12 protein-coding genes are annotated in these 17,003 nt (G+C 50.7%); 2 read left to right on the forward strand and 10 right to left on the reverse strand.

Annotation, left to right across the window (positions count from 1 at the left end; all coding sequences use genetic code 11):
- The first annotated feature begins 121 nt into the window (after positions 1-121).
- Positions 122-970 (forward strand): MBL fold metallo-hydrolase, encoded by an 849-nt coding sequence (locus NGM62_RS20195; RefSeq protein ID WP_262250126.1) that lies wholly within the window; start codon positions 122-124, stop codon positions 968-970.
- Here the strand turns inward: NGM62_RS20195 and NGM62_RS20200 are convergent.
- From NGM62_RS20200 to rbsK, 4 genes are all read right to left on the reverse strand, one after another.
- On the reverse strand, positions 961-1,806 hold the full coding sequence (locus NGM62_RS20200) for a fumarylacetoacetate hydrolase family protein (protein ID WP_262250127.1): 846 nt from the start codon (positions 1,804-1,806) through the stop codon (positions 961-963). The two genes, NGM62_RS20195 and NGM62_RS20200, sit on opposite strands and share 10 nt — an antisense overlap.
- Positions 1,807-2,035: 229 nt before the next feature.
- Positions 2,036-3,037 carry a nucleoside hydrolase gene (locus tag NGM62_RS20205; protein ID WP_262250128.1) on the reverse strand — a complete coding sequence of 334 codons (1,002 nt, stop codon included), beginning with the start codon at positions 3,035-3,037 and terminating at the stop codon, positions 2,036-2,038.
- A 237-nt stretch (positions 3,038-3,274) separates the two neighbouring features.
- Positions 3,275-4,279 carry a GRP family sugar transporter gene (locus tag NGM62_RS20210; RefSeq protein WP_262250129.1) on the reverse strand — a complete coding sequence of 335 codons (1,005 nt, stop codon included), beginning with the start codon at positions 4,277-4,279 and terminating at the stop codon, positions 3,275-3,277.
- A gap of 36 nt (positions 4,280-4,315) precedes the next feature.
- Positions 4,316-5,236 carry a ribokinase gene (rbsK, locus tag NGM62_RS20215; protein WP_262250130.1) on the reverse strand — a complete coding sequence of 307 codons (921 nt, stop codon included), beginning with the start codon at positions 5,234-5,236 and terminating at the stop codon, positions 4,316-4,318.
- Positions 5,237-5,425: 189 nt separating this feature from the next.
- Here rbsK and NGM62_RS20220 point away from each other — a divergent pair, with 189 nt between their 5' ends.
- Positions 5,426-6,907, forward strand: a complete 1,482-nt coding sequence (locus tag NGM62_RS20220; protein WP_262250131.1) for a hypothetical protein — start codon at positions 5,426-5,428, stop codon at positions 6,905-6,907.
- A gap of 102 nt (positions 6,908-7,009) precedes the next feature.
- On the opposite strand, the gene NGM62_RS20225 is transcribed toward NGM62_RS20220, so the two are convergent.
- The 6 genes from NGM62_RS20225 to NGM62_RS20250 form a co-directional block, all read right to left on the reverse strand.
- Positions 7,010-7,957, reverse strand: a complete 948-nt coding sequence (locus NGM62_RS20225) for a T9SS type B sorting domain-containing protein (protein WP_262250132.1) — start codon at positions 7,955-7,957, stop codon at positions 7,010-7,012.
- A gap of 85 nt (positions 7,958-8,042) precedes the next feature.
- Positions 8,043-9,041, reverse strand: a complete 999-nt coding sequence (locus NGM62_RS20230; RefSeq protein WP_262250133.1) for a hypothetical protein — start codon at positions 9,039-9,041, stop codon at positions 8,043-8,045.
- 49 nt (positions 9,042-9,090) lie between these two features.
- The gene (locus tag NGM62_RS20235; protein WP_262250134.1) at positions 9,091-10,965 is read right to left on the reverse strand and encodes an immunoglobulin domain-containing protein; all 1,875 of its coding nucleotides are present in this window, start codon (positions 10,963-10,965) and stop codon (positions 9,091-9,093) included.
- Positions 10,966-11,075: 110 nt separating this feature from the next.
- The gene (locus NGM62_RS20240; protein WP_262250135.1) at positions 11,076-13,019 is read right to left on the reverse strand and encodes an OmpA family protein; all 1,944 of its coding nucleotides are present in this window, start codon (positions 13,017-13,019) and stop codon (positions 11,076-11,078) included.
- A gap of 51 nt (positions 13,020-13,070) precedes the next feature.
- The gene (locus tag NGM62_RS20245) at positions 13,071-14,033 is read right to left on the reverse strand and encodes a PorP/SprF family type IX secretion system membrane protein (RefSeq protein WP_262250136.1); all 963 of its coding nucleotides are present in this window, start codon (positions 14,031-14,033) and stop codon (positions 13,071-13,073) included.
- Positions 14,034-14,119: 86 nt separating this feature from the next.
- On the reverse strand, positions 14,120-17,003 hold a 2,884-nt coding region (locus NGM62_RS20250; protein ID WP_262250137.1), incomplete at its 5' end, for a T9SS type B sorting domain-containing protein.

Genomic DNA, 17,003 nt, shown 5'->3' on the forward strand with positions numbered 1-17,003 from the left:
ACCCAAATCACAGAAAATCAAAAAGTTTTAAATGCGGTTGCCCTGTTTTTTGTGCTTTAAGTCTGGTATTTGACAGGTATTTTTTATCTTAGCATTGACCACAGCAATTAGTAGACGATGTATGGAATTATACCCTATTGATACCGGATTATTCAAACTTGACGGCGGCTCGATGTTTGGCGTTGTTCCCAAATCGATCTGGCAACGCACAAATCCCGCAGACGACCGGAATATGTGCACTTGGGCAGCCCGGCTGTTGCTCATCAAAGAAGACAACCGGCTCACATTGGTGGATACCGGGCTGGGGAATAAACAGAGTGATAAATTTTTCGCCCATTATTACCGGCATGGTGACGACACCTTGGATGGGTCGCTTGCCAAACACGGTTTCCACCGTGACGACATCACCGACGTATTTCTCACGCACCTCCACTTCGACCATGTGGGCGGTGCCATCACCCACGAGGAGGACAAGTTGGTGCCGGCATTCAAGAACGCGACTTACTGGAGCAATAAGCAGCATTGGGACTGGGCGCTTTTCCCCAACCACCGCGAAAAGCCGTCATTCCTGCAAGAAAACATCATTCCGCTCTACGACAGCGGACAACTGCGCTTCATCGAGGTGGAAGACGGGGTACAGTTTTCTGATAATATTAGTGTCCGCTTTGCCTACGGCCACACCGATGCCATGATGCTGCCGCAAATCAACTATAACGGTCGAACGCTATTGTATATGGCCGACCTCCTCCCATCGGCCGGCCATATCCCGCTCCCATACGTAATGAGCTATGATGTACGGCCGCTGGTTACGATGGAAGAGCGCAAACGGTATTGGCAAGAGTCCATTGACAATGAGTACGCGCTATTTTTGGAGCACGACCCGGTAAACGAATGCTGCACCATCCAGCTTACGGAAAAGGGGTACCGGCTGAAAGAGACGTTTTCGCTGCAGGAGTGGCTTCAATTGTAGCCGACAGTATTGCTGAGTGTGCCGATAGGTCCGATAGTGATGTTTACCATATCGCCGACCTGCAATGTGAATTCATTGGGTGGTACCAAGCAAGTGCCGGTCATCAGGAAACAACCCGAGTCGAATCGGCATTCCCGGTATAAATAGCCGGCAAGTTCGCCCATAGACCGCTTAATTCGGTTGATTTGCACGGAGTCGCGGAACATTTGCTTCCCAGCGCGGTGGATTTCCATCTCTATAACGGTTTCCGGATTGATTGCCCCCTCCGGAATATAAAGGCATGGGCCCAATGCGGCGGACCGATTATATACCTTCGCTTGAGGTAGGTAAAGCGCATTCTCTCCCTCTATGCTCCGTGAACTCATATCATTCCCGATGGTGTAACCTTCGATTTTCCCCGTAGAATTGATAAATAGTGTCAGCTCCGGTTCGGGCACATCCCATGCAGAGTCTTTACGGATGCTCACCTGCTGCTTATGCCCAGCCACGCGATGGGCCAACGACTTGAAAAAGAGCTCAGGCCTTTCGGCATGGTACACCCGGTCGTAGAGGTCGGCCCCGCCAGAGTCTTTTGCTTCTTCCATACGCGCCTCCATACTCCGGAAGTAGGTCACTCCCGCTGCCCATACTTCTTGGCTGCCTATCGGAGGCAACAACCCCTGGTCAATCCACCCCAATGCCTCCGATTCGTTGATGCGTGCCAGGGATCCCAATAGCCCCTTGAGGTAACTGTAAAGGCTGTTGCGGTTAATGAGCTCGTCCCATTCCTGATCAACACCATAATAGTCGCCCTCCGTATAGAGTAAGTTACCCTGTGCTGTTTTATATAACTTCATACCAATCGATTAGCTAATGTGTTTACAATCATAACACAAATATAAGCCAACAAATTGAGGGCATCGTTCTAATTTGTTGGCTTATTCAGATACAATATTAGCACCGACACACCGGGCGACCGCTGGGAAAGCCATAAGAAATTAATCGGGAAACAGGTATTCATGTCCTCGAATCACATTGACTTTATCTCAGATCACATGCCATTTGTCTCAAATCAAATCGACTTATTTAAGGCGTATGCAACATCAGCGCCTCAATGGCATCTGCAATATGCTGGTATGGATATTTATGGCTAATGAAATAATGTCCTGCATCCGTTGCGGGGTCCCACGTGTTGGAACCATCTTCGTTCACTTCAAACTTCCCCGGGCCATTTACATAAAAATAATCTGACGGGTTTCGAACAGCAACCAATACAGTCGTCTGATCCCACGATTGGCGGTTGGATGCACCATCCTTGGTATAGGACTTCAGATTGATGTCGTAAGCTGTTGTCACGGGGCCATCGTCATCACGTGCTGCGACTTTCCCTCCAGTAAAAATCTTCGCTCCGATTTCGAAACCGCTGAACAATATCGGCGTAGGCCATTTATTGAATGTATTTACCGAGGCTTCAGCGTGCCTGTTCACGTTAAACTCGTTTCCTTCCGGAAAACCGCCTGCCATCGCCACAAGCTGCTTTACTTTAGCTTTCACTAAATCCACGCCGCTCAGACTGGAATACTCGTCCGGCTTCGAATCCAGCAATGCGCTGAGGTTAGAAAGAAATCCTACAGTAACGATCGTAACACTATGGTCCGGTTGATTGGCAAGCACTTGACGATAAACGCTCACCGCATCGGGGTAATTTTTATCACGCAATTCAGGCGCATACCTATTGATAAGCGTATCGTTCCAACCGTTTTTCGCCGTAAAATCAGGTGCGCCTTGCGGGGCTTTACCTATAGGCAGGTCACCACGACCGAAATAACGATTGAGTACCTCAATCGTCGGCGCAATGGATGGATGAGCATCACTAGCTACGGTAGCCAAAATCTCGCATTCGCCACTATCTGCAAGGGCGTGCAAGACGGCAATCGCACCTACATCGTCGTAATCGGGACCCATGTCGGTATCGAAGATGATTTGCGGCGGTTCATTGTCATGATCCACTCCCTTTTCCATTCCGGCCGGCGAACAGGCACTGCACCAAAAAATCACGTTAGCAAAGAAGAATACGCTAGCTTTCATAAAGATAATACTAAAATAGTTTAAAAATACAAATTCGTCGATCGGCAACCACCATTAAGTCTAAAGTTTGCTTTTCACTGGAAAGCATCCTTAACAACAGCATTTCGATTTACAATATAAGCAACTTCATATAGCTTTCTCGGTTTATCTAGCAAAGTGTGTATTTGTCAAAACCGATTTTTCTCATTGGATTGTAATTATCCTCTATTAGCTAATTATTAGCAATTCTCTTCCGAATCACCCTCCCGCCGAGATCACCAACCCCAACCCGACCACAAACAACACGAACATCGCAGCCACGAGTGCATTCACCGCCTTGGAACCGCCTTTAAATTCCTTCCAGATCAATACGCCCCATAGCGCCGCGACCAAGGTAGCCCCTTGCCCCAGCCCATAGGAGATGGCCGGACCCGCCTTACCTGCGGCGATGAGATTGAAGAGGTTTCCCACCCCCCAGATGCAGCCGCCAAGGATACCCACGAGGTGGACCCCAAAACGGCCGCGGAAATACTCGCCGTAGCTGATCGGCGCACCTTCGAGCGGCTTGCGCATCAGGATGGTGTTAAACACCAGGTTGCTCACCACGATACCCGCAGCGAATACGACAAAAGCCGTGTAAGGCGTCATCTTGCCCGCTGCCGGGCTCACGAAATTCTCCAAGTCCATGCCTGCTGCAATGAACGGATAAAAGGTAGACATCAATACACCGGCGATAACAGATACCACGATCCATTTGCCGACACCTTTCTTGCCCTTACTCCCCGAATGCCTTCCGTATGCCACCGCATTGAGAATAATGGCGACCGTAACTAACCCTACACCGAGAAACAGCAAAATAGGGTCGCCCTTGCTATGCATCAGGTAGTTGATCAGCACACCGATAACCAACGCCAAGCCGATACCGACAGGAAATGCAACGGCCATACCGGCACCGGCAATGGCCGCTGTCAGCAGGATGTTGGCCAGATTGAATACCACGCCACCGATAAGTGCGCTTCGGATGTTACCGCCTTCAGCCTGTGCCAGATCGTCCATGAATGAGCGTCCTGAGTCGCCCATGCTGCCCATGGTAAATGCCCCGATAAGTGAGAGCAGGAAGATACCCCATACGTAATCCCAATAGAACAGCTCAAAGCGCCATTCGCGCTGCACCAACTTCTGCGTGTTGGCCCACGAGCCCCAGCATAGCATCGTGATGATGCAAAACAGAACCGCTAGTCCATAACTTTCTACGATAAACATAATTCATTGGTCTTTAAATTGGTTTACAATCAAACGCTATTTCATACTGTGTAACAATACTTCATTCCGGAACGGGATAGACGATTGCGCCCCCATCTTAGTCACCGCTATCGATGCGGCCCGGCATGCAAAAGCTGTGGCATCGGTCAGCACCTTGCCTTCGGCCATGGCCACGGCCAAAGCACCGTTAAATACATCCCCTGCCGCTGTCGTATCCACCGTCTCCACTATCGGTGCCGGGATATGGTAAAACAATCCACCTTCTTCCAACAGGGCCGCGCCATCCTTGCCCAATGTGATGATTACATGCTTCACCCCCTGGGCTTGTATGGCCTCCGCAGCCTTCCGCGCGCTCGCAGTATCTGCAATCCGTATTCCCGATAGCATCTCAGCTTCATTTACATTCGGCGTAAGGATATCCACCAAATGGAATACACCCGGCACGAGCTCGTTGGCCGGAGCGGGGTTCAGGATTACCTGCATACCTTTCTCCCGGGCATGCTGCGCAGCGAATTCCACCGTGCGCATCGGGATTTCCAATTGCATAAGCAGGATCTTGCTGTCGGGGTACTTTTCTAGTACGCGTTCCACATCCGCCGGTTCAAGGTGTGCGTTCGCCCCAGGGGCCACAACGATACTATTTTCGCCATGCTCATCGACCGTAATCAGCGCAATCCCCGACGGGCTGTCATGGTCAGACAGGATACCGTTCGTATCCACACCCTCCTCATCAAATAGCTGGGAAGATTGCTTTCCGAAAATATCGTCACCGATCTTGCCGACGAATGCGACATTTCCCCCCAGCCGGGCTACGGCTATAGCCTGATTCGCTCCTTTGCCTCCCGGATTCATAAAAAATGACCCACCCAAAACAGTCTCACCCGGCTGGGGAATATGGCTGGTCTTCACCACCATATCCATATTCATACTTCCTACTACAATGATTTTACTACTCATATAACTGGTTACAAAAACTAACAACTGGTCTATTACTTTAACAAAAGTATTGGGGATATCTTTTAAAAATTAACCATTTTTACATAATTTTATGAATTATAAATTAACTTAATACCAATTATAATTGATAATAAACTTGATAATCAGGGTATTAATTTTTTTAAAATAATTTAACACTAAGAACACCACATGCTCATATTCGAATTAGAAAAGCTTATCCTGTCGCTTTCCGCGGCGGAGAAAAAGCATTTCCAACTGCACTGCTCTAAGCTCAAGGGACCTAAAGATTACCTGCTGTTATATGATCTGGCTGCTAACTACCACGGCGATGGCAAATCGTGGGAGCAACGTTTCCGCGAAGCTTACCCATCCAAATCTTTTGAAAATACAGCAAGCTACCTATATAAGGTACTCACCGATGTGCTGATACAGATACGCATTGAACAGGACAACTGGTATACGCAACGCCATCAGCTGATGAAAGCCCGGTTGTGCTTTGAGCGCTCCATGCCCAACAGGGCCCATAAAGCACTTCAGAAAGCCTATAAACTAGCATCTGAAAGCGAAGACTACACGGTTGCTTACCAGGCGTCACGGATGGAGCTAACCGCGCTGGCCGACATGGGCTTTCCAATGACCAGCGAACAGCAATTGGTGGATAGGCAGATGAAAGCCAAACATACCCTACAATCGCTCCGGCAGCTCCACGAGCATTATTCGCTGTATGAACTGCTGAGTTATCGGTTGACAAAGGGTGTATTGGCCGTGGATGGGAAGAGCGACAAAAAAATCAATGACTTGATCTTAAGCGAGCTTAGCCTGACCACGCGGGGCAGCCAGCACCAGTTCGAACCACAAAAACTCCACTTGTTATTCCAGTCGTTTTTTTTCATCCACACCGGCGAATACCGCTCCGCCTTACGGATCTTTAACGAACTCAATAGGCTGATCGAATCCAACGAGCCAATGTGGGATTATCCGCCTTACGACTATCTATCGGCGTTAGACGGTATCCTGGATAGTCTGCGGAGTATCGGCTACTACCCAGAAATGGAATTATTCATCGACAAGGCAGCATCGCTCTCCAAACGGCCGTATCCTGACCATTTCACCAACTTGGCAATGCTCACGGTAAACACATACCGGCTGAATATGCTTTTGGGAATGGGGAGCATCGATGAGGCTGCCCAATTGCTGAATGGGCTTGGAGGCAAAGTAGATGACCACACTCCAATCGAAGGGCATGAAAAACAGCTGGAGTATGATTATTTCGAGGGTTTAACCCATTTCCGTGCCCAACAATGGAACAAGGCGAATAAGTGCATCAACAGGCTTCTCACCGCAGAAAGGCAATACACACAATTGGCAGTGTTCCGGGCAGCACGGCTGCTGCACATCCTCATCGGCTATGAGCAGGACGACCTGGACTACCTCGACTATGAAATCAGATCCTACAAGCGGGTGTTCAGCAAGTTCGGCAAAGCATTTAAAACGGAGAAGCTAGTGTTCAACACCATTGCCGCCGATCCCAAACGCCGGGGCAATGCGTGGAAAGAAGCCGCCCGGGAAAAAATCGCGTTAAAACGATTAGCCATTCAGTCAGAAAAACGCGAAATGCAATTGCTTAAGTATTTCGATTTCGGAGGGTGGGTTATGGAAAAGCACCAGTAACTGATTTAGTGGTCGCCCGTCGCGCTGATCGCTTCACCTTAACTTATCGGCTGGGAATCGAACATACAGGAAAATTGATAACTGCGGCCGCTTAACTCTCCGCTAACCGGGCATGGCGCGAATGATGGTAATAAACCCTTTGAACGTCTGCCACCGCCCATTCTGGGTCTTCACCTCCAACACGTAATAGTACGTTCCTTCGCTGATGCCCCCGCCGTTCCAGTCGTTTCTGTAATTGTCAGACCTATATATTTCATTTCCCCAGCGGTTGAATATTACCAGCCGGTGCTGTGGGAAGAGTTCGATACCACGAATCACAAACAAGTCATTGACCCCGTCGCCGTTGGGCGTAAACACGTTAGGTATGGTCAATTCGATAATTTCCACGGTCGCCAAGGCCTCGTTGTCATGGCTATTGCGGTCTGCTTCCATGCTGCTCACCTGCGCCCACTGCGCAGCGAGTCCTTCCCTTTGCGCCCTAACAGTGATACGTAACGAGGCAGACTGCCCCGCTTCCATAGTTCCATATACCCAGGCCACCTCATGCGTGGTGGGGTCGTAACTCACCGTGCCGTCATAATAGCCAGGCACCTGCTCGTAGGCAACTTCGCGAGGCAAGCGCACAGTTGTTTTCACGCCCGTGGCGGGATGCTCGCTGCCATTATGGATAAACAGTTGATAAGTGAAAGGCGTGCCTAATAGCACTGTCGGTCGGTCGGGTTCGTTGCGAATACGCATGTCCACCGTGACTGGGGCACCTCCCGGGTCGACAATAACCTGCACAGGGTCCGACATGTCGGAGTTGCAGTCGTTTCCCAGGGCCATAACCGTATAGATTCCCGGTTCGTCCACGGTCAGTCTCTGATCATGGAGTCCATCAATGGGCTCGCCGTCACGGAACCATAGGTAAGAAAGCGCATTGGTGGCATCCGCGCGGAGCACAACGGCACTACCCTGCGCAATATGCACAGACTGTTGCTGTGCCCATGCCTGAAGCAGGGCGCACAACATGGAGCTGACAGCCGCTATATACCGAATCCGCTGAAACATTTAAATGTCCTTCCCGCGCATAAATCAACCATCGCCCGGATGCAAAAAGTGCATCCGGGTCAATGGTATCCTTATCTTGACTACACTAATCGAGTACCTCTTCGATAGTGATGTGTGGTTTGCCTGGTTCTGGCGTTACGGTAATGATCGTTGCATTGGCTTGGTCTGGGCCGCCAACCCAACCTCTGTAAATTACATACGGCCGGTTACGGTCCGTTGGGTCGTCTGTACCAAGGCCGTGACTCCTGTCCTTAATCTGGTATTCTACTTCCACAAAGAACTTGTAAGTACCTACTTCGCTGATGTTTGGCGTGTACGTTGCTGATGTTTCACCATCTATCAAGGTAGCATTTGTAATATTTGTTTTCGTCACTTCCACGAAATCATCATTGTTTTGCGAAAATGGATCGCTGCCGTTTGACTTCACGTAATACCACCGGTAGTTAACGTCGAATTCACCCACTGTGGGACTCCCAGCATACCCATCATAGGCTACAGCTGCTGAAAGTGCGACATTGCTTTGCGTACCAGCGTCGGATTCACAATACTGAGAAAGACCACCGGTGTTCGTTGCGGTCACGCTTAGCGGAGGCAATACAAAGACCACAAATGTTTCGGTGTTGTCAGCATCGCAAGACAAATCAGGATCGGTGCCGGCTGGAACAATCCATGCTTCTACGCGGTAGTAATGATAACCCGGACCGATTCCAGACTGTGGGAGGGTCGCAGCATCTGAGCCTATAGGCGTAAAATCGGTTCCGTTGGTTCCATACGACCATTGGTAATGCGTAAACGAAAGCCCTCTATCGTCCTCGTGATCCTCAATTGCGCTTGCCCGGAGGGTAAAGCTATTCGCTTCATCCGGATTGAAAAACAGGATGGAATTGATGAGTTCATCATCGAAATTAGCAATTGGCGGATCAAAAAGATCTCCCCGCTCAGTAGTTCCGGCCAGTGTGGGGCTCTGCGGGCCTAATGCCGAAAGAGGTTCTGGGGGCGATGACTGTGCGTATACCCCGATAGTCGTCATCGTCAAAAACAAGCCCACCAGGCCTGTTTTCAACATCGTAGTTGTCTTTTCCATATTCATCTTTTTTTGTTTCATGTTATTGTTATTTCATATATGAGCGTTATTAATGCTGTACGTCGGTAATAGTCATGTGCGGTTTGCCTGGCTGTGGCAATACCCGCAACGTGAATGGAATCTCTACACTCTGGCATCCTGTCTCGCTGTTCCCAACCGTAAACGTCCCGGTATATTCCCCCATCGGGGCCGATGCGGGAATCGGAATCGAAATTGGACTGGTCGGTAGCGCGGCATCCGTTACGTTTGTGAAACCCGGAGACGCGCCACTGTCCCAAACAATGTTGTACTGATCAGGACTATTCGAAAGGTTGCTGTAACCTAAAGCTGCTACCGTTTCACCCTCGCAGATGGGAGCAACGGGAAGTAAGGTGATTCCGGGCAGGGGGTTGACTGTAATTTCTTTTTCAACAGTACTTGCGCAACCCGTTGCCGGATCGGTAACGGTGTACCTTATCGTTGTCGTTCCATTGCCGACGCCAATTATTTCTCCTGATGCCGGGTCAACGGTGGCAATTGATTCATCCGAACTGCTCCAAATACCACCTGGCGTAGCGGAAGAAAAAGGCGTCGATTCATTCAGGCAGATTTCGTCCACGCCCACAATAGGGGAAACACTCAGTTTTTGATTTACTTTGATAGCGATAGGTGTCCTTTGTGATTCAGACTCACATCCGCTACCCCAAGCGGAGGCAACATATAAAAACATGGTATCGCCTTCAGCAGTAAAAGGAAGCGGCTCCGTCGTATAATTATCTGTATTCCCCGAACTTTCCTGCAAAAGCTGGCCACCTACCAGATCATCGTACCAGCGTAAAATACTTCCATCGGAAACCGTGGTTGCTGTTAGGGTTAAAGTCTCTCCTTCACATACTTCAATGACATCAGGAAAAGCAACCGGGACGGTCGGTGGCGCTGGCGTATGATTGACTTCGTAGAGATTTACATTGCCCGTTAAAAGTAGTCCTGTGTTATAACGAAAAACAATTCTGTCAAACCTGTTCGGGGGGATATCAGAAATCGTATATTTCCCACCTGTGGTTAATAAGCCTAATAAATCCAGTCCTAGAAGGCTGTTTATTTGGACGTTGGAAACCTCTGTATCGCCATTAAGTGTTTGGATAGAAACTCCCGATAATAGATTTAGCTCAAGCAAGGTACCCGGAAGCGAAAATGTTACCGTCGCAGCGTCGCCGGGATTGGATTGCCTCGCCAGATACACCGTCTGTGTCATCGTCCCTCCTAGCGAAAGTAATGGCGGAGCAAAAGTTGAATGGGTGTTTATATTGCCATCAATAGCGCGTTCGGGATTGCTTATCGTTCCGGGGCTTGTACTTACTGAGGTTCCTAATATGGTGGTACAATCGGAACCGGGAGGTTCTGTAAAAGCGTAATGTACATTTATCGACGAAGTCGTGTTTCCTCCTAAAAGTACCCGTCCTCCCTTGGCAGTAACCCGAACCGCGTTATACGCTGATGTGGCAGAAACCCGGTAATACTCAGACCCATCTTGCATGGTAATATACTCAGCATTGGAGCCTGTCGCAGGAGCTGAATTATTATAAGCCTCAACGGTTACTTCCCCGCCATCGCCACCGATACCATCACCAAGAAATTGGTCGGAAACCTTCAACCACACAGCACTATTAGCCGGAATCGCCGAGCCAAACTGTAGCGTTATACTACCGGTAACATCACGTCCCGACACAGAAATGCTTGCCAGTGGTGTCGCAGTCGGCTCTATTACACCCGGAGGTGGGCTGATGGCATTCGTTTCATTGCTTACTCCAGTTCCCGAGGTAGCAACGCTCGTTGCGTACACCCGCTGCCCATACCCCTCCTGTACTGCACCAAAAAGCAGTACAGCGAGCACGGCTAGAAACCGGCCGAGAGACGAGGAACCGAGGGGAAATCCAGCATACATATTTAGTTCATAGGCGGGGTAAAAGATTTCGTTTGTTTATTAAGTATAAACAAACGAGACGCTGCGTACAGCGTCTCGGCCTATCGTGCTTTATATCTAGTGTCTCATACTTAATTCTTATCCCCCCTTTCAATCACAAAAAACTCCACCCGGCGGTTCCATTGGTGTTCTTCTTCCGTACATTCCACGCCTTTGGCGCAATGGTTGGCCAGTTTGGTGAAGCCATATCCCTTGGCGACCAACCGGTCTGCCGCGATGCCTTTACTGACCAAGTAAGCCACTGAAGAGTCAGCCCTGCGCTGTGTAAGCTTCATGTTATAATCATGGCTGCCTCGTGAATCGGCATGTGCACTCAATTCAATCCGCACACTGGGGTCACTGTTCAGGAACGCGGCAATCTTGTCAAGTTCCAATGCGGCATCTGGCCTGATATCCGCCTTATCGAAATCAAAATAGATGTTTCGGAGTACCACGACCTCTTTTTCCTCCACCGGATCAAGGAAAATATCCTTCAACAGTGTGGTGGTAGAATCGATGCCCGAAGTCGTGAATGTCATCGGAGTGAATGGCCGGAAACCGGTTTGTTCCGCTGTCAATGTATAGTCCGTTTCCTCTACAAGATTAAACTTGAATTTACCGTCGGCACCGGAGCTTACAACCACCGCATTGGCTTCGTCGCCTGCTGGCGTAAGCGTTACCTTGGCACCGGTTACAGGCAACTTTGTTTTAGCATTATATACACCGCCTTGCAAGTCAATCTGTATAATCTTATTCAAATTAAACCAGTAAATATCGTCTGCACCTACACCACCGCTTCTGTTAGATGTGACATATCCTTCCAGCTCTTTATCAAACCGGATGGAAAAGTCGTCATATGGCGAGTTGAATGGATATCCAAGGTTCACCACTTGGGGTGTAACGCTGCTCCGATCCAACCGGTACACATCCAATCCGCCCATACCCAAGTGGCCGTTGGAAGAGAAATAGAAATCACCCTGCTCATCGACACCGGGGAAACGCTCGTCGCCCGATGTGTTCACGCTGGGTCCCATGTTGACAGCATCGCCCCAGTTACCGTCTGACTGACGTACCACGTAATAAATATCCGTGCCGCCCAATCCACCATCCATATCCGAAGTGAAATACAACGTATCGCCTGTACTGCTCAGAAAAGGATCGCCTACCGACCATTGCGTAATATTATTATAACGGAAGGGCGCAGCGTTATCACCCCAATTTGCTGCATCGAGCGAATTGGAGAAAATCTCGATATTGACGGTCACATCCTTACCGGCTTTGCGTTTCTCCTCACGGGTCAGATTACGCGTCACTGCAAAATAAACCTCATTTCTCGCTATCGAAAAGGTCGCCGGTCCAAAGTGGTTGGCACCATCGCTCCATTTCGCGTCCACTTTACTTACCCCATCATCATCAGCCACATACATCGCCAAATACGGATTGCCTGTCCAACCGTAAATCACATCGGGGTGTGATGCACCGTCAAATCGATCCGACGCGAAGTAAAAACCATCCGGTCCTTTTGTTGCACCGAACTCGGCTTGTTCAGAATTCCATTTCTTTTGGTTTTTTATCTCAACGGCCTTTTTTGGGTTTTCAAGCCACACAACGGCCGAGTCGCACGATGCATACAATACATCGAGTTCCTCCTGGGTGATGATACCTCCGGCTTTTAGCGCCACCCGTTGGTATTGCGCTTTGGCTTCGCGGAATTTCGAATTGTTGCGTAGAATATGGCCATACTGGAGAATATGATTTACCTTCGCTTCATCGTGGTTCGCCAGCCGCGCGTACCACGTTTCCGCCTGCTTGTAATCGCGGATATGGTAGTACGATTCCGCCAGCCGCTCCGCAGTACGGATATCAGGCTTCACCTCATAAGCTCGCTGGTACAGCTCAATGGCATTGATGAAATTAAACCTATCAAATTCGCGATCGGCAGATTTCAGCAGGGAATACTGTGCCTGCGACGGCAGCACAGCCAGCAAGCAAAGCGCCAAGATCAAGTTTATTTTTTTGTTGAAATATAATTTCATGGGTCGGTATGATTTAGTACGTATCAGCATTAAATAGATGAGTTTTCCCGATTAGAAGTAACGTGGCGTACGCATCCGTTGCGTTCCTCTGTTGATGGAATACCCTAGGGATATCTCATGCGTACTGCCCACCTGGTTATGCAGCTTACTCAACGCATAGTCGAAAGAATAACCAACCCGGAACTGTCCACTGGCGACGAATTCAGCTAGTGCGATAATAGAGTTTGGACGGGATAGGCTGCTCGATAACTTCTTGCCACTCGACAAAGCAGTGCGGTAAGATACGCCAAAGGTGAACTGTTCGGCAAAAATCACCGCAGCGTTCAAATCAGATGTCCACGCCCTATTGCCCGCATTATTCGCATTCTTCACCAATACCGACGGCTTGAACAACATATCGGAGGTTAACGGAACAATCCCTCCCACGTTGAGGTAATATTGTGTAACCGGCGGCATCTTTGCCGAGCTGGCGTCGTCGTTGAAAAAGAGCTGCGAAATCAGGTTATCGACACCGATTCCTGCGAAAAAGGTATTGTTTGAATAATGGATTCCAAATCGGGCATCAGGCAGGAACGAGTTCTCAAGGCTGATAGGCTCCGCATCGGTAGGCTTCCAGTTGACATTATCAAAGGCTGAATGGATCACACCTATCCCGATGCCGAATGCCAGCCGATTCTCGGGGTCGGCACCTACACGGAGCCGGTAGGCGTAGTTTGCATACGCATAGATACGTTTTTCCAATCCCACGCGGTCGCTCATCAGATTAAACCCAAGCCCTACGTTATCAGTAGCTGTCCGCATATCGGCTGCTAATGCCAACGTGCGAGGCCCATCGGGCATGCCCGTCCATTGGGACCGGTAGTAGGTGTGCAGGTTGATGGGTCCGCGGTAGCCAGCGTAGGCGGGATTGATGTATAACGCGTTGAACATATACTGGCTGTATTGTGCCACCTGCTGGCCTACTGCTGGTACGGCAAATACGGTAATGAGTGCGATAAAAAATATCTTTTTCATTTTAACTTTCCTTTATTGAGGGGTAATCATTTCAGCTTGCTATGATAACGCCTGCCGGAGCGGGTTGCCCCGGCAGGCCTATCCTTCTATCGATTGGTTACGCGGATAATTGCCACAGGTCCTTTCGCCGTTTTCCATTCGCCGCCATTACGGTAGCGGAGGATGTAGTAGTAGGTGCCCTCTGCTAAGCTTCCACCATCCCAATCGTTATTGTAATTATCGCTCCTGTACACTTGGTTACCCCATCTGTTCAGCACAGTCAGCTCCCTACCTTGGTACTGCAGCAGGTTCTTAATGACGAAACGGTCGTTTAATCCATCACCATTCGGGGTGAATACGTTCGGAATGTGCAACGTTGCGTCAACCGGAATCGGGTCGATGTCGTCCTCGTCATCCGGGTCGTCCGTATCCGGGTTGCTGTCTGGACCCCAAACGGATATACCATTGGTGATGGTGCCGTTAGCCGTTTCCGCCACATCGGCGGTGATGCGTACGGATATGGTGGCACCTACCCCCACTACACCCGTTGTGGTCAGCGTCGCCGTATTGCCCGTGCCGCTTACGGTCGCCGCACCCGAAATGATTTCGTAGCCGGTGATGGTTACCCCCGTACCCGGACGTTCGCGGAGGGAGATAGTCTTGCCGGATTCGATATCCAGCGGACCGTTATTGGTCACCGTCACGGTAAAGGAGGTTGCTTCACCAGCAGTTACCAATGATTGATCCGCTACCTTCTCGATGCTCAGCGTATATGGACGGTCCACCGGAATTTCGGGGGTCTCATACTCGTCGTCTTCTTCGTCGGTACCGGGATCTTTATCCGGACCCCAAACAGCGATTCCGTTGGAGATGGTCGACCCTGCAGGGGCTGTCACATCGGCCGATACTGTAAAGGTAATTGTACCGCCCACTGCTATCGCTGCGGTCGTGGTGAGTTGCGGACTGTTTCCGGTTCCGCTCACTGTGGCATTGTTAGACGTTACCGCGTAACCTGTAACGGCTACTCCATTGCTCGGCCGTTCCTGCAAGGCGATGGTTTCACCTACTGCAATGGTTGCCGGGCCGTTGTTAGTCACCGTCACCGTAAACGAGGTGGTGCCACCCGCAATGACGCGCTCATCGTCTGCCACCTTAATGATGGCCAGGTTCGATACATGGTCCACCGGAATCGGCGGCGTATCGTGGCGGTCGTCTTCCGGGTCACCCTCTGGATTCTTACCCGGGCCCCAAACCGTAATACCGTTTGTGATGGTTTCACCTGCGTCGGCAGCTACATCGGCCGTCACCTTCACCACGATGGTACCACCCACGGCAATCGCTTGGCTCGTGGTTACGGTAGCTGTATTACCAGTACCCGCGGCTGTACCATTATTACTGGTCACTTCGTACCCCGTAATGGTTACTCCTGGCCCCGGCCGTTCCGTGAGGCTAATCACCTTGCCTGTAGCAATTACTGCCGGTCCGTCGTTTGTGATGGTCAGCGTGAAGCTAGTGCTTTCACCCGCCCTCACCCGGGCCTCGTCGGCTGCCTTGGTGATGCTCAGGTTCGACACGTGGTCTACCGGAATCGGTGGTGTATCGTGGCGATCGTCTTCCGGATCATCTTCCGGGCTCTTATCCGGTCCCCAAACCGTGACGCCATTGGTGATGGTTTCACCTGCGTCAGCAGCTACGTCGGCCGTTACGTTGACCACTATGGTACCGCCCACGGCAATCTTGCCAGTTGTGGTCAGTACGGCTGTGTTGCCGTCGCTGGCGATGGTAGCCGCGCCACTTGTTACATCGTAGCCTGTGATGGTTACCCCTGCACCCGGGCGTTCGGTTAAGCTTATCTCCTTGCCCACCTGGATGACGGACGGTCCGTCGTTGGTGATGGTCAGCGTGAAGCTGGTGCTTTCACCGGCCTTTACACGCGCCTCATCAGCCGCTTTGGTAATGCTCAGGTTGGACTTACGATCTACCGGAATCGGCGGCGTGTCGTGGCGGTCATCCTCCGGATCGTCTTCCGGATCCTTGTCGGGACCCCAGACGGTGATGCCGTTGGTGATGGTTTCACCCGCATCCGCATCCACCTCAGCCATTACGCTGACCGTGATGGTGCCGCCAACAGGAATCACCGCATTGGTGATTACCGTAGCGCTGTTGCCCGTTCCGTTTGCGGTGCCATTGCCCGAAGTCACTTCGTAGCCTGTTATCGTGAGCCCGGCACCCGGGCGTTCCTCCAGCTTAATGATGTCGCCGCTGTGCAGGGCACCCGGTCCTTCATTCGTGATGGTCAGCGTAAAGCTTGTGGTACCACCGGCTACGACGCGGTCATCATCCGCTTCCTTGATAATGGACAGCAGCGAGGTGCAGTCGACGATAACCGGCGTTACCGCTAGGCGGTCCGCGCTTTCGCATTGGTCACCCATTTGCGTCGCGTAATACGTTACGCCATTTTCCAACACGGTTGTTTCCGGTAAGGCATCGGTAGCGGTAGCCGAAGCATACCATGTTATAGTTGTACCGACAACCGGCAAGTCTGCCAGCGTCATGTTATCGGTTTCGCAGAATTCAGGTGTGGCATTGGCTATCGTCGGCGCGGGTGTTTCGGTGATGGTCACCTCAACTTCAGTGCGCTCAACGCTCTCACAGTTATCACCGATCTGCGCGGCATAGTACGTACCCGTGGTCAGTGCAGCATCAGCCGCCAATGGCGTGCCGCCCGTAGCAACAGTGTACCAAACCACATCACCCGTAGCACCGTCATCGTTCAGGTCGGCAACCGTAGGCCCGTCGATCTCACAGAACACCTGATCGCGGTTCGTCAGTGTCGGCGCAGGCGTCTCGGTGATGGTCACCTCAACTTCAGTGCGCTCAACGCTCTCACAGTTATCACCGATCTGCGCGGCATAGTACGTACCCGTGGTCAGTGCAGCATCAGCCGCCAATGGCGTGCCGCCCGTAGCAACAGTGTACCAAACCACATCA

Origin of the sequence: Parapedobacter soli (assembly GCF_025460835.1) — a bacterium.
Classification (GTDB): domain Bacteria; phylum Bacteroidota; class Bacteroidia; order Sphingobacteriales; family Sphingobacteriaceae; genus Parapedobacter; species Parapedobacter soli.

Bases quoted from the DNA above. Each gene is read 5' to 3' on its own strand.
- NGM62_RS20195 (WP_262250126.1), top strand. From the start codon at position 122: ATGGAATTATACCCTATTGATACCGGATTATTCAAACTTGACGGCGGC.
- NGM62_RS20200 (WP_262250127.1), bottom strand. From the start codon at position 1,806: ATGAAGTTATATAAAACAGCACAGGGTAACTTACTCTATACGGAGGGC.
- NGM62_RS20205 (WP_262250128.1), bottom strand. From the start codon at position 3,037: ATGAAAGCTAGCGTATTCTTCTTTGCTAACGTGATTTTTTGGTGCAGT.
- NGM62_RS20210 (WP_262250129.1), bottom strand. From the start codon at position 4,279: ATGTTTATCGTAGAAAGTTATGGACTAGCGGTTCTGTTTTGCATCATC.
- rbsK (WP_262250130.1), bottom strand. From the start codon at position 5,236: ATGAGTAGTAAAATCATTGTAGTAGGAAGTATGAATATGGATATGGTG.
- NGM62_RS20220 (WP_262250131.1), top strand. From the start codon at position 5,426: ATGCTCATATTCGAATTAGAAAAGCTTATCCTGTCGCTTTCCGCGGCG.
- NGM62_RS20225 (WP_262250132.1), bottom strand. From the start codon at position 7,957: ATGTTTCAGCGGATTCGGTATATAGCGGCTGTCAGCTCCATGTTGTGC.
- NGM62_RS20230 (WP_262250133.1), bottom strand. From the start codon at position 9,041: ATGGAAAAGACAACTACGATGTTGAAAACAGGCCTGGTGGGCTTGTTT.
- NGM62_RS20235 (WP_262250134.1), bottom strand. From the start codon at position 10,965: ATGTATGCTGGATTTCCCCTCGGTTCCTCGTCTCTCGGCCGGTTTCTA.
- NGM62_RS20240 (WP_262250135.1), bottom strand. From the start codon at position 13,019: ATGAAATTATATTTCAACAAAAAAATAAACTTGATCTTGGCGCTTTGC.
- NGM62_RS20245 (WP_262250136.1), bottom strand. From the start codon at position 14,033: ATGAAAAAGATATTTTTTATCGCACTCATTACCGTATTTGCCGTACCA.